This window comes from Parasaccharibacter sp. TMW2.1882, from assembly GCF_023337635.1.
GTDB lineage: Bacteria > Pseudomonadota > Alphaproteobacteria > Acetobacterales > Acetobacteraceae > Bombella > Bombella apis.
Genome location: NZ_NWUT01000003.1, coordinates 81453 through 94239 on the forward strand (window position 1 = coordinate 81453; position 12787 = coordinate 94239).

10 protein-coding genes are annotated in these 12787 nt (G+C 60.9%); 6 read left to right on the forward strand and 4 right to left on the reverse strand.

All coding sequences use genetic code 11. The features are described from left to right. Positions 1 to 169 precede the first annotated feature (169 nt). From hemE to hemJ, 3 genes are all read left to right on the forward strand, one after another. Positions 170 to 1207 (forward strand): uroporphyrinogen decarboxylase, encoded by a 1038-nt coding sequence (hemE, locus tag CO583_RS07965; protein WP_154981108.1) that lies wholly within the window; start codon positions 170 to 172, stop codon positions 1205 to 1207. Beyond that, positions 1204 to 1893 carry an HAD family phosphatase gene (locus tag CO583_RS07970; protein ID WP_248630729.1) on the forward strand — a complete coding sequence of 230 codons (690 nt, stop codon included), beginning with the start codon at positions 1204 to 1206 and terminating at the stop codon, positions 1891 to 1893. The genes hemE and CO583_RS07970 overlap by 4 nt, the downstream gene beginning before the upstream one ends. 80 nt (positions 1894 to 1973) lie before the next feature. Further along, complete coding sequence (hemJ, locus tag CO583_RS07975; protein WP_043559109.1) at positions 1974 to 2420, forward strand: protoporphyrinogen oxidase HemJ; 447 nt, start codon at positions 1974 to 1976, stop codon at positions 2418 to 2420. 148 nt (positions 2421 to 2568) lie between these two features. Here hemJ and CO583_RS07980 read toward each other — a convergent pair whose 3' ends face one another. Next, a complete protein-coding gene (locus CO583_RS07980; RefSeq protein ID WP_227449746.1) occupies positions 2569 to 3273 on the reverse strand; it encodes a DedA family protein in 705 nt (234 codons plus the stop codon). 112 nt (positions 3274 to 3385) lie between these two features. Here CO583_RS07980 and CO583_RS07985 point away from each other — a divergent pair, with 112 nt between their 5' ends. Then, complete coding sequence (locus CO583_RS07985) at positions 3386 to 5332, forward strand: prolyl oligopeptidase family serine peptidase (protein ID WP_248630730.1); 1947 nt, start codon at positions 3386 to 3388, stop codon at positions 5330 to 5332. Here CO583_RS07985 and CO583_RS07990 read toward each other — a convergent pair. Together CO583_RS07990 and CO583_RS07995 are read right to left on the reverse strand one after the other, a co-directional pair. Beyond that, positions 5329 to 6765 (reverse strand): MATE family efflux transporter, encoded by a 1437-nt coding sequence (locus tag CO583_RS07990; protein ID WP_248630731.1) that lies wholly within the window; start codon positions 6763 to 6765, stop codon positions 5329 to 5331. The two genes, CO583_RS07985 and CO583_RS07990, sit on opposite strands and share 4 nt — an antisense overlap. A gap of 87 nt (positions 6766 to 6852) precedes the next feature. Next, positions 6853 to 8196: a TolC family outer membrane protein gene (locus CO583_RS07995; RefSeq protein ID WP_043559475.1), complete on the reverse strand. Its 1344-nt coding sequence runs from the start codon at positions 8194 to 8196 to the stop codon at positions 6853 to 6855. A 214-nt stretch (positions 8197 to 8410) separates the two neighbouring features. Here CO583_RS07995 and CO583_RS08000 point away from each other — a divergent pair, with 214 nt between their 5' ends. Together CO583_RS08000 and CO583_RS09235 are read left to right on the forward strand one after the other, a co-directional pair. Next, a complete protein-coding gene (locus CO583_RS08000; RefSeq protein ID WP_081562429.1) occupies positions 8411 to 9811 on the forward strand; it encodes an HlyD family efflux transporter periplasmic adaptor subunit in 1401 nt (466 codons plus the stop codon). Beyond that, positions 9808 to 11997: a peptidase domain-containing ABC transporter gene (locus CO583_RS09235; protein WP_103765666.1), complete on the forward strand. Its 2190-nt coding sequence runs from the start codon at positions 9808 to 9810 to the stop codon at positions 11995 to 11997. Before CO583_RS08000 ends, CO583_RS09235 begins: the two co-directional genes overlap by 4 nt. Before the next feature lie 341 nt (positions 11998 to 12338). On the opposite strand, the gene CO583_RS08010 is transcribed toward CO583_RS09235, so the two are convergent. Continuing rightward, positions 12339 to 12749, reverse strand: a complete 411-nt coding sequence (locus CO583_RS08010) for a hypothetical protein (protein WP_193699497.1) — start codon at positions 12747 to 12749, stop codon at positions 12339 to 12341. Positions 12750 to 12787 lie beyond the last annotated feature (38 nt).

Consider the following 12787-nt stretch of genomic DNA (forward strand, 5'->3'; position numbering starts at 1 on the left):
GACAGAGCTTCATTCCATAGTTGACGCCTTCCGCCCCAGCGGGGCAAGGATAGCCGTATGGATGCCATCATGGCTATGGCCGTGGGAGGGGGTATCTTCCCTTCCCTTTTTTCGGGATGTTGGACAAGGCGCAGGCATGACACAGCAGGACAGAGCAGTTCCTTCAGGGATGGACAAACAGGGCAAGCCGCTTCTGCGGGCCTTGCGGGGCGAGGCCGTCTGGCCGCCGCCTGTCTGGCTGATGCGACAGGCAGGGCGTTACCTGCCGGAGTTCCGGGCCATGCGGGAGCAGGCGGACTTCATCACACGCTGCATGACGCCCGATATCGCTGTGGAGCTGACCCTGCAACCCATCCGTCGCTATGGCATGGATGGAGCGATCCTGTTTTCGGACATCCTCATCCTCCCCTGGGCCATGGGGCAGGACCTGCGCTTTGAGGAAGGGCGTGGCCCGGTGATGACGCCCATCCGCAGCGAGTCTGACCTTGCCCGGCTGGATGAAGGCCGGATGATGGAAGCGGTGGCCCCCGTGCGGGAGGCCCTGCGCCGCCTGCGTGTGGAACTGCCGGAGGAGACGACCCTGCTCGGCTTTGCGGGCAGCCCCTTTACGGTGGCCTGCTACATGGTCGAAGGAGGCAGCTCCCGTGATTTCGCCCATATCCGGGCGATGATGCAGAAGAACCCGGCCCTGTTCGACAGGCTGATGGAGAGTCTGACCCGCAATACGGCAGAGATGCTGTGCGGCCAGATCGAGGCCGGAGCGGAAGCAGTCATGCTGTTCGATTCCTGGGGGGGTATCCTGCCGCCGGAGGCTTTCCGCCGTCATGTGATCGAGCCGACACGGCAGATCGTCGCCCATATCCGTGCCCGCCATCCTGACGTGCCGCTGATCGGCTTCCCCCGTCTGGGCGGTGTCATGGTGGCGGAATATGCCGAGAAGACCGGCATCAATGCCCTGGCCCTCGATACGGTGGCGGACATGGCCAAGGTGGCTGAAATGGTGCCCGAGACAGTGACCCTCCAGGGCAATCTCGACCCGATGATCCTGCTGAATGGTGGCGAGGCCCTGAAGGCAGAAGCCCGCCGCATCCGGGACAGCCTCAGGGGGCGGCCACATGTGTTCAATCTGGGACATGGTGTCATCAAGACCACGCCGCCGGAACATGTGGCCACGCTGGTTGAGACGATCAGGGACATCCAGTCATGAAAAACGCATTACGGCCAGGGCTGAAGCTGGTCATTTTTGATTGTGATGGCGTGCTGATTGACAGTGAAGGGCCATCCTGCCGGGCGACGGCGGGGTTTGCCCGCTCGCTGGGCCTGAACATTTCCGATGAGGAAGGGCTGGCCCGCTTTGCGGGCAAGGCCCTGCCGCAGGTAGTGAAGGAGCTGGAGGCGGAGCTGGGCCATCCCCTGCCCCCGGGCACCCACACGAAAATGCGGGACAATCTTGTCAGGCTCATGAAGGAAGGTACGGAACCCGTGGCGGGGGCCGTTCCCCTGCTGGAGGCTCTGGCGGCACGGCATGTTCCTGTCCGTGTCGGCTCCAACTCATCCATGGCGGAGATGGAGGCAAAATTCGGTTTTACCGGGATGGATCGCCTCCTGCCGGAGGCCCGCATCCATTCGGCTGCCGATATGGGGCAGCCCAAACCGGACCCGGCCGTCTATCTGCATGGGGCCGAGGTGGAAGGTGTCCGGCCGGAGGAAACGGTGGTGATCGAGGACAGTGACACGGGGGCGGAAGCAGCCCGCCGGGCCGGCATGTCCTGCATCCTGCTGCGTCCGGCATCCCATCCCCTGCCGGGCTTCTGGCCCGTGGAGGGATTCGTGCGGGTGGAGCATCTCGATGAGGTCATGCCCCTTCTTGAGGCGGCTCTGGCCCGGAAATGACATGACAGCCGGAGAGGCTGTCTGATGTGCGGGAAGACCGCCCCATGATGGAGGCGGGAAGAACGGAAGGTAACGGGATTATGGCACTGTTTCTGCTGAAGCATCTGAACTGGTTTGTCTCACTGCACATCATGGCTTTCGTGTCATGGATGGCAGGACTGTTCTATCTGCCCCGGCTGTTCGTCTATCATACGCAGATAAAAGCAGGCTCTGAGGAAAGTACCCGTTTCAGCCTGATGGAGCGTCGCCTTCAGAAGCAGATCATGGCACCGGCCATGATTGTGACCTTTTTTACCGGTGCTCTGATGGCCTCTCTCCCGGGGGTGGTGAGCTGGTCCTCCGGCTGGTGGTGGGTCAAGGTTTTCTGCCTGTTGGGCATGTTCATGTTCCACGGGGCCTGCTCTGTCTGGCGCCGTGATTTTGCTGCCGGGCGTAACCGGCATGGTGAGCGTTTCTATCGCATTGCCAATGAGATTCCGACCATCCTGATGGTCCTCATCGTCATCATGATCGTGGTGCGCCCATAAAGGGAGGGGGATTCCCCTCCCTCAGGCTTCAGTGGGAATGAGGGCAGAAGCCGTATCTGTTCTCTTCCGGCTGGCTCTTCAGGCAGAAGACAGTGCAAAGCGGCAGGAGACCCACGATGGTCACGGGCAGGAAACGTCTCCTGCCCGATCAGTGCTGATGCGCCCGTTTCTTTCTGGCCTCACGCCGTTTCTCATCGGCAAGGGCTTTCCTGATGAGGGCATGTTCGTGGTGGCGGAGAAAAAGGAACGACCCGCCCAGCACTGCCAGCATGACAACGGCAAGCCCGATGCCGAGAGGCCCCGTAAAGCTGTCGATCTGGCTGCCCAGTTCGTAGGGGACGAGAACATAGCATGTTCCCCAGAGCAGCCCGCCAAGGGCATTGTAAATTGAGAAGGGCAGCCAGGGCATCCGGGAGGCCCCGGCGAGGAGGGCGATGAGAATGCGCAGGAAAGCGATGAAACGGCCCAGCAGCACGCCCGCTCCGCCAAACCGGCGGAAGAGATAGCGGCCAAGGGTGAGGCGGTCCTTGTGCAGGCCGATTTTGCGCCCGTGTTTTTCCAGCAGATGATAACCGAGCTGATGGCCGATGAGGTATCCGACATTGTCCCCGATGATGGCCCCGCTGACAGCGGCGATGATCAGCCCCTCCGGTGTGAAGTGGTGCGTGTGGGAGGCATAGAGGGAGGCGAAGATGAGCAGGCTCTCGGCTGGCAGGGGAATCCCCGTGCTTTCCAGCAGAATGATAAACCCTAGTGTCAGATAGGCATAAAGCGGGGGGAGATGCTCAAGAAAGGCGGAGAGATGCTGTATCAGGGGATGGGCTTCCTCTAGAAAGGGGGCACTGCGCCGCACCAAGTCCAGTCAGAAGAAACCCGGTCCAGCAACGGCCTGCCAGTGCTTTCTCCTGTCAGAATACTGGGGTAGGCAGAAATAAGGCAAGAACGTTTTTTGCAGGAGAGACATCATGACAGCAGCCCCTTCCCTGCCCTGGGTCACGCCGGAGCTGATGACACGCCGGACACGCAGTCTGTCGGAGATCAGGGCCGTGGCGGGATGGGTGCTCTGGCTGGAGCGGCGGCCGGATGAACAGGGCCGCAGTGTCGTGGTCGGGCGTGCGCCGGATGGTACCCTGCACGATCTCACCCCACCAGAGGCCCAGGTGGGTACGGACATGCATGTCTATGGTGGTGGGGCCTGGGCTGCGGAACTTCATGGGTCGGACATGGTCGTGCTGTTCAGCGACAGCAGGCAGGGTGGCCTCTGGCGGAGCCGCAACGGTCAGGCCGCCCAACCGCTCTGCCCGGCTGCCGGTGATGATGGCGTGACATGCCGTTATGCGGACCTGTCCCTTCAGGACGGACGGCTCGTCTGCGTGCGGGAAGTGGAAACGCCCTCCGGGGAGGAAAAGGCCGACCTTGTGGAGGTTGATGCACAGGGGCGGCTCCACTCCCTCCAGAGTGGGGCGGATTTTTACATGTCGCCCCGGCTTTCACCTGATGGGCGGTTTCTGGCCTTCATCGCATGGCAGAATCCGCATATGCCGTGGACGGAAACGGGCCTGTATGTGACGGACCTGTCCGGTGCGGGCGGGACGGTCTGCCTGACTGGTGGAACGGGGCAGGACTGTAGCGTCATGGGGCCGTTCTGGGATGGGCGGCGGCTTCATGCGCTGTCCGATGCCGCTCCGGCTGGTGCCTCGCCTGAGTCTGACCGGCACTGGACGCCGGTTGCTTTCGAGCCGGAAGACATCACCGGGGGCGGCACGGCATGGCGGGCCTGTCCCCTGCCCCCGGCTCCGGCCGAGGTGGGGCTGCCTGCCTGGGTGTTCGGGCAGTCCTGCTGTGCGGCCCTGCCGGGGGGGCGGCTGCTGGCCCGTGGTGTGCGGCAGGGCGTGCCGGTAACCCTGCTGCATGAACCGGCTTCAGGCTGGCGGGACGTGCTGGCAGGGGCCGTGCCGGATGATGTTCCCGTGCCGCTGGAGGGAGGCTCACGCTTTGCATGGCTGAACAGCCCGCCGGATGGTCCCCCTGCCCTGATGCTCGGCACGCTGGACGGAGCTGCGGAAGACCGGGAGGTCATCCGCAGGGCCTGGGAGATGCCGCCTCATGTGGTCGCGGCGGACATCGCCCTGCCGGAGACGCTGTCCTTTCCCGTGGAGAACGGGCCGGGGCCGCTCCATGCCCAGTTCTACCCTCCCGCCCGGGGGTCGCACTGTGAAAAGGTGGCGGGAAAGCCCCCTCTTGTGGTGATCGTTCATGGAGGGCCGACCGGGCAGGCCCGGACGGACCTGTCCTTCAAGGTCCAGTGGTGGACATCCCGGGGCTTTGCGGTGCTGGATGTCAATTATCGTGGGTCCACCGGTTTTGGCCGGGCCTATCGGGCGGCACTGGATGGCCAGTGGGGCGTGCTGGACGTGCAGGACTGCTGCCGGGCCGTTCAGGGGGTGATCGAGCAGGGGCTGGTGGACCCGCAACGCTGTGTCATCCGGGGCAGCAGTGCCGGGGGGCTGACGGTCCTTTCCGCTCTGGCCCGGTCCGACCTGTTCGTGGCGGGCACATCGCTCTATGGCGTGACGGACCTTCGGGCACTGGCCGAGGAGACGCACCGTTTCGAGGCCCGGTATCTGGATGGTCTCGTGGCGCCGTGGCCGGAGGAGGAGGCCGTGTATCTGGCCCGGTCTCCCCTGTCATGGCCGGAGAAGATCACGGCTCCCGTCCTGTTCCTTCATGGGGATGCAGACCGTGTCGTGCCGCTGTCTCAGGGGCAGGCTTTGCAGAAGCAGCTTCCGGCCTCGTCGCTGCATGTCTATCCGGGTGAAGGGCACGGCTTCCGGGATGCTGGGGTGATTGCGGATTCCCTTGCCCGGGAGCTGGCTTTCTACCGGGACGTGTTCGCTGGCAGGAGAGGCTAGCGCATTTTCCCCTTCCGCTGGGGCAGCGTCTGGCCGAGGCGGTGGATGACGGTGAGGGCAGCGACAAGGGCCAGTGAGCCGATAAGCGTGACGCCCAGGGCCTGACCGATCATCACCCCTTTGGGCCCGTAATGGATGCCGATGGCTATGAAGGGAATGGTCCCCACTGTGGCCCTGCTCCAGTTGAAAGCTGTGGAGTAGAGGGGGTGCCCCAGATTGTTGAAAGCCGTGTTGGAGACGAAGAGCAGCCCGACAAACATGTAGCTGGCCACGGCCCAGTGGCAGAAGAGCCGTACCAGCTCCACCCCCGTGCCCTGGACATGGAATATCTGGAGGATCAGCGGCTCGCCAAGGGCAAAGACCAGCCAGTCCAGCCCGACACAGAGGGCCGTGAGCTTGAGGGCGCAGAGAAAGGTCTCTTTTACCCGGTCCGGCTGCTGTGCTCCCAGATTCTGGGCCATGATGGGGCCGACGGAGCCTGTCAGGGCAAAGACGAAGGCAAAGGCGACCGGCACCATGCGGTCCACCACGGCCTGCCCGGAGACGGCCTCCAGCCCGAAACGGGACATGGCGTGCGTGACGATGAGATTTCCGATAGGGGTGGCCATGTTGGTGCCGATGGCGGGCAGGGCAATGGCCCCTATGGCCCGGCTGGCATTGGGGATCGTCCTCAGGCGGGGACGCTCCAGCATGTCATGCCCCCGGAGATTGAGGAACCCGCTGAGAGAGATGACACAGCGGGACAGGACCGTGCTGATGGCCGCCCCTTCCAGCCCCAGATGCAGGCCAAAGATCAGGATGGGGTCCACGATGACCGTGCAGGCGGCCCCTGTCAGGGTGACCCGCATGGCACTTCTGGCATCCCCCACGGCCCGCAGCAGGGAGGAGAGAGCCATGCCGAGGCAGACCAGCGGCAGGGCGGGGGAGGTGATGTAGAGAAAATGCGTGGCGTGTTCCAGCGCTGCACCATGGGCGCCGAGCAGGGCCAGCAGGGGGCGGGCCAGAAAGGCCGTGATCAATCCCAGCGTGCTGGTGACAGCGAGCATGAGTACCAGAAAGGCGGAAGCCTGCCGTCTGGCCCGGAAATGGCGGCAGGCCCCGATAAGCCGGCCGGTGCTGGCTCCCAGCCCGATGGACATGCCCAGAGAGACGGCCACCTGCACGAACCCCAGAGAGGTGGCGAAGGCGATGGCCGCTGTCAGCGTCGGGTCATGCAGGTGTGAGATGTAGAAGAAATTGAGCAGGTCCACGAAAAAGACGGCCATCAGCCCGATGGCGCCTGTCCCGGCCATGGTGACGACATGGCGCATGATGCTGCCATGTACGAATCTGGCCCGTCTGGCTCTCTGCCGGGCGCAGGGGGACTCCTTGCCCCCGGCAGGAGTGACGGGGGAAGAAACCGGGGTGAGGGTAGGATCAGGCTTCGGCTGCATGGCTCTTCATTCTGCCCTGTTTGCCGGGGCAGGGCCAGTGCAGAATGAAAGGAAAGCAGCGTGTCTGCCATGTCTGGGGGAGGAGACTTACTCCATTCCGATGAGTTTCCATTTCACCTGATGGTAATGGGCGCGCGGGTCATACAGGGAGACGTGCAGGTTGAGCTCTTTGGCTGTCAGATGGCCTGTCGCAGCGGCCAGATGGTAGGAATCCTCAATCAGGTTGGCTGCATTCTGGACGAGGGTTTTCTGCTGGTCGAAGAGCAGTTCCTGCTGCTGGAGAACTTCAAAGGTGGTCCGTACGCCCAGCAGTTCCTGCTGCTGGATGGCATGGAGGGCCTCCACACCGGTGGCGACGGCTTTCTGGTTGCGGGCGAGCTGGTCGCTGTCGGCTGTCAGTTTCTGCCAGGCGCTCATGGCATTCTCGCGGGCCTCACGCCGCTGTTCGGCCAGATTGTGGAGAGCTGCATCAACGGCCTGCTTGGCGGCACGGATGCGGGCATATTCCGCACCGCCCTGATAGAGCGGAAGAGAGGCCTGAAGCATCACGGCTGTGGCGTCTTCCGAGAATTTGCCGTTCCCCTGGTTCACCTGCCTCTGGTAGGAGGCCTGGGCGGATATCTGGGGCAGCAGGTCGGCGATGGCCAGCCGGACATCATGTTTTGCTGATTCCAGCTGGTACTGGGCCTGCATGACCTGGGGAAGGTCATTGATGGCCAGCTGGTTTATTTGCGCCTCCGAAACGAAAGGGGACGGAAGCCGCTCCGCTGGAGACAGTTTCTCTGGCGGAATGATACCTATGACACGCTGGAACGTTGCCTCTGCCACGCGGACCTGTCCCTCGGCCTGACGGGTGGAGGCCTGTGCTGCCTCAAACTGTGATTCCGCCTGGAGGGCATCGGTGCGGGTGGCCTGGTTCAGGGCAAGCTGTCGTGTAGTCAGCTGGACCTGCCCTTCCAGCGTGTGTTCATTTTCCCGTGTCAGGGTCAGCAGGGCCCGGGCCTGTGTGACGGCAACATAGGCGGAAACAACATTGACGAAGAGCTGCTGCTCGATGTCCACAAGGTGTGCCCGTTCCCCGAGGATGGAGCTGCGGGCCTTGTGCATGGAAGCCCATGTCTTGCCCCCGCGGAAGATGGGCTCGGTGATGGTCACGCCCGCTGCATAGCCGGGGGCCCTGAATTTCTGATTGTACCGGAAGCTCCCGCCATACGGGAAGGTGACGTAGTTGGACTCGTTGTAGTTGGCGGTCGCACTTCCGCTCACGGTGGGCCGCCATCCGGACAGGGCCTCCGGCATGGATTCATCAGTCTGCCGCAATATGGCCTGCTCACGGAGTATCTGCGGGTTGGAGCGATAGGCAATGGCCATGGCTTCCGGCAGGGAGAGATGCGTGACGGGCGCAGGAGCAGGGTCCGGGTCTGCCGCCATGGCAGGAAGCGGCGAAAAGAGCCCGATGGACGCTATCAGACGAAAGGCGTGTCTTTTCTCTGGCAAGCAAAAGAAAAGATACATAAGTCATTAACCCTAAATTAATAAAGCATTAGCCATTTAACGACTTGCTTGTTTTGTGGACCACTATAGTATTATTCCTGAAAATTATTAATATTTCCTTATCGTTTTGTTTAACTGTACTGTGTGGTGTATGGCGGAAGACTCAGCAAGCCCGCTTTTCAGGGGGGAGGCCCTGAAATGGCGGCAGGAGGCGTGGATCGGCTCCGTCCAGTTGATCGAGCCTCTCTCGGGTAAAATTGCAGCGCTCTGTACGGTGGCGCTCGTTATCTGTGTGGGGATTTACGTTTTTTTCGGGTCTTATACGCGGCGCATCCATGCCAATGGTGTCATGCTGCCACCAGAGGGGCTGGTCGTTGCGGAGGCAGATCAGGGTGGTGTCGTTGCGGCCATCCACATTCATGAGGGCGATCATGTTGCGGCGGGGGAACGGCTCTTCAGCGTGGATGTTTCCAGCTGGTCGGAGGATGGGGCCACCGGGCAACAGCTTGTCGAAGGGCTGCGCCGACAGAAGGACCTGCTGGAACATCGCCAGAATCTGCTCGCTGCTGATGCGCCCGTGGAGCTCTCCTCCCTGAAGGATGAGCTGGAGTCCCTGCGTCAGCAGTATGGCATGTTGCAGGAGCAGTCAGGACGGGACAAGAAGTCCCTGCCGTTGATCGAGCGGGCCATGAATGAGATGCGGACAGCCATGGACCGCCACCTCGTGACGGAAACGCAGTTTCAGAGTCAGCTGTTCAGCTATGTGCAGTTCATGGACACGCAGTCCCAGACATTGCGGACGCTGGTTGAGATGAACGGGCATATGGCGGATCTTCAGTACCGGATCAACCGGCACCAGTACAAGGTGGCCGAGGACATGAATGATCTCGCTGTCCGCCTTTCGGACGTGCAGAGGCAGCTCATCCAGGCGCATGGGCAGAGCATGGGGGTCATCAATGCCCGTGTGAGCGGTACGGTTGATGGTATCCGCACGGTTGTAGGCCAGCGTGTCAATCCGGGGCAGTCCCTGCTGAGCATCCTGCCCGACAGGGCGACCCTGCAGGCAGAACTTTACGTGAACAGCCAGGCCATAGGGTTTGTTCGGCCCGGGCAGCATGTTCTGCTGAAATATGCTGCCTATCCGTACCAGCGTTTTGGTCTTTATGAGGGCGAAGTGGTGGAGGTTACCAAGGCGCCTCTGCCGGAGCGGAGCAACTACGCTGCCCGGACAGGGCAGCAGGGTGGCAGTGCTTCTGCGCCCCAGCCGGGGGCGGATGTGTACCGTATCCGTGTCCGTCCGAACCAGGAATTCGTCATTGCTTATGGCAAGCATGAAAAACTGAAGCCCGGCATGGCCGTGGATGCCGAAATCGCCATCGACCAGCGCAAACTCTACCAGTGGCTGCTCGACCCGGTCGTATCCATGGTGGATACGGTCCGCTCCATATCGGGTGGTGGTGCACCGGCACGGTCCCTGGCCGATAGCGCCGCCCAGCCGGATACGCCCTCACCTGCTCCATCCAGACAGAATGACACGAAGGGGACGCCGTGAATCTCCATACTATCCATACTGGTTTCCGGCGTAAGGTTCCCGTCATCCTTCAGACAGAAATTGCAGAGTGCGGACTGGCCTGTCTGGCCATGGTGCTGTGCCATTATGGGCGGCTGGTTGACCTTGTTTCCATCAGGCGGGAGACGTCTGTCTCCGGTACGGGGCTCAACCTGCGGGCCCTGATGACAATTGCCGGACGTTACGGGCTGCACTGCCGGCCTGTCCGGCTGGAGCTGGACGACCTTGGCAAGCTGGCCCGTCCCTGCATCCTGCACTGGGACTTCAATCATTTCGTTGTCATGACGAAGGTGACGGATACCGGTATCGTCATCAATGACCCGGCCCGTGGTGAACGGAAGATATCCCTTGAGGAAGTGTCCCGCCACTTTACGGGTGTGGCGCTGGAGCTGACGCCTGAGACGAAGTTCGAGAAGAAGGATGACCGCCGCCTGTTGAAGGTGGGGGACATGTTCCGCCACATCGTGGGGCTGAAGACGGTCCTCTGGACCCTTGGAGGGCTGTCCCTGGGGCTGGAAGTCCTGGCCCTGATCAACCCCATGCTGGGGCAGGTCGTCATTGATGAAGTGCTGACAACGGGGGACAAGTCCCTTCTCTGGACCATCGCTGCCGGGATGCTCATTCTCGTCATCGTGCAGGGTGTGATCTCTACCTTCCGCACATGGCTGGTGATGATTTTCTCCACCCGCATTTCCCTGCAGTGGAATGTCAGCCTGTTCACCCACCTGCTCAGCCTTCCGCAGGACTTTTTTGCCAAGCGTGGGGCCGGTGACATCATGTCCCGCTTTGGCAGTCTCGGGGCCATCCAGCATACCTTCACGACGGATCTGGTGCAGAGCATTCTGGATGGCATCATGGCTATCGGTATGCTGGTGATGATCATCATGTACGGCAAATGGCTGGCAGCGCTGGTGACCATCACCGTGCTGGTGGATCTGGTCGTGCGGTTCATCCAGTATGGTCCGTACAAGGAAATGACCGAGGAATCGCTGGTTCATTCGGCTGCACAGCAGGGGCATTTCATCGAAACCCTGCGGGGTATCCGCAGCATCAAGCTGATGGGGTTGCAGCGGCGCCGGACGGTTGTCTGGACCAACCGGATGATTGACAACATCAATGCCGGGCTGCGTATCCAGCGGTATGATCTCATTTTTGCCCGTGCACAGGAATTCCTGGTCGCTCTGGACAAGGTGGCAACCCTTGTGCTGGGGGCCAGGATGGTGATGTCCGGTGCCATGTCCATCGGTATGCTCATGGCCTTCATGAGCTATCGTGACCAGTTCTGTGGCCGGGTGGGCAATCTGATCAGCGTCGTGTTCAAGATCAAGAACCTCAAGGTCCAGTGTGACCGTCTGTCCGACATTGCTCTGGCCGAGGCTGAAGGAACCGAGGCAGACAGTCCGCTGGGCGAAACGGCGGGTGTTTCCGATGATGACGGCATGGAGAATCCGGACATTCCCATGCTGGAATGTCGCAATCTTGGCTACCGGTATGGCAAGGAAGATGCGTGGGTTTTCCGCAACCTGAATCTCAAGGTCCATCCCGGAGAGAGCCTGGCGATCATCGGTCCGTCCGGCTGTGGCAAATCCACCCTCCTGGGGCTGCTGATGGGGCTCATCCAGCCGGAAGAGGGCCAGATATTCTGGAAAGGCATGGAGCTGAAGGCCGCCAACAGGGACGCTTACCGCGCCCGGATTGCCGGTGTTCTTCAGGATGACATTCTTTTCTCTGGCAGCATTGCGGAAAATATTTCCGGCTTTGACGATGAGATGGATATGGAATGGGTGGCCGACTGTGCAAGGAATGCACAGATATATGAGGACATCCAGCGAATGCCGATGACCTTTGAAACCATTGTGGGCGAGATGGGCAGCACGCTTTCTGGTGGGCAGAGGCAGCGCCTGATTCTGGCCCGGGCGCTGTATCAGGCCCCTCGCATCCTTTTCCTTGATGAAGCGACCAGCAACCTTGATCCTGCTTCCGAGCAGGCTGTGGAAGCGGTTCTGAATGAACTGCCCATCACGAGGGTGATCGTGACGCATCGCCCTGGCACGGCAGAGAGGGCAGACAGGATTTTTGCCATGGGGTTGCCGCAGGAGATCGTGGACACTCTGGCGAAAGAAACGTCGGCCATCGTGACCGGTCTGCCAAGCCCCAGCCCGGACTGATGCTGGTTCCGGGGGAAGCAGGAGGGGGGGATGGATGATTGGACATGATCACATGTCGGCAGGCGCTTTTTATTATTGCGGATAAAGTTATTTGTGTTTTTGGTCTTTGGTGAGGGGAGGTGCGATCAATTGCAAAATATGGCCGCGTTCTTTTAGGAATCTGCGTCCGGAGTGTCTGCAGATCATCAGAACGATCTAATAAGAACCTTGGATATGGAGAGAGGAGTGTGAGTTACTTTTGCAGACATAATGTGGCGGGCGTCATAAAAAACACCCGCCAAGCCCGGGAGGCTTGACGGGTGTTCCTCAGACTTCAAGGATACATTGATGAAGACTTGGTATCAGATCCGGATTGCTGCTGCATTCGGACCCTGGCCAATTGTACCATTGGCCGTGCCCTGGATAAGCTGGTTGATCCATGTCTGGCCATTGCTGAAGCCATAGATCGCACCAAGGATACCACCGTCGATAGCCCCCATGATCGTCGGAATGACCAGACCAACAGCCTGACCGATAGATCCAATGCCCAGAACGCCACCGCCGTCACCACCATGGATACCGCCGATGATCATACCGCTGTTTGCGCCAATGGCAGCCCCGGCAATAGCACCGATGATGGAGTCACCGAGACCGGAAGATGTACCGCGGCCAGCTGCCTGATTGGCAGCCTGATTGTTGCCAAAACCAAGAAGGTTACCCAGGAAGCCGCCACCAGAAACGGAATCCAGTTCCGCAACGCTCAATTCACGCATTGTGTACCTCAAAAAGAAAGAATGTGGTTCATTGTGAT

What these genes read in the sequence shown, in the direction of transcription:
- hemE (WP_154981108.1), top strand. Translation starts at nt 170, where the DNA reads ATGGACAAACAGGGCAAGCCGCTTCTGCGGGCCTTGCGGGGCGAGGCC.
- CO583_RS07970 (WP_248630729.1), top strand. Translation starts at nt 1,204, where the DNA reads ATGAAAAACGCATTACGGCCAGGGCTGAAGCTGGTCATTTTTGATTGT.
- hemJ (WP_043559109.1), top strand. Translation starts at nt 1,974, where the DNA reads ATGGCACTGTTTCTGCTGAAGCATCTGAACTGGTTTGTCTCACTGCAC.
- CO583_RS07985 (WP_248630730.1), top strand. Translation starts at nt 3,386, where the DNA reads ATGACAGCAGCCCCTTCCCTGCCCTGGGTCACGCCGGAGCTGATGACA.
- CO583_RS07990 (WP_248630731.1), bottom strand. Translation starts at nt 6,765, where the DNA reads ATGCAGCCGAAGCCTGATCCTACCCTCACCCCGGTTTCTTCCCCCGTC.
- CO583_RS07995 (WP_043559475.1), bottom strand. Translation starts at nt 8,196, where the DNA reads ATGGCGGCAGACCCGGACCCTGCTCCTGCGCCCGTCACGCATCTCTCC.
- CO583_RS08000 (WP_081562429.1), top strand. Translation starts at nt 8,411, where the DNA reads ATGGCGGAAGACTCAGCAAGCCCGCTTTTCAGGGGGGAGGCCCTGAAA.
- CO583_RS08010 (WP_193699497.1), bottom strand. Translation starts at nt 12,749, where the DNA reads ATGCGTGAATTGAGCGTTGCGGAACTGGATTCCGTTTCTGGTGGCGGC.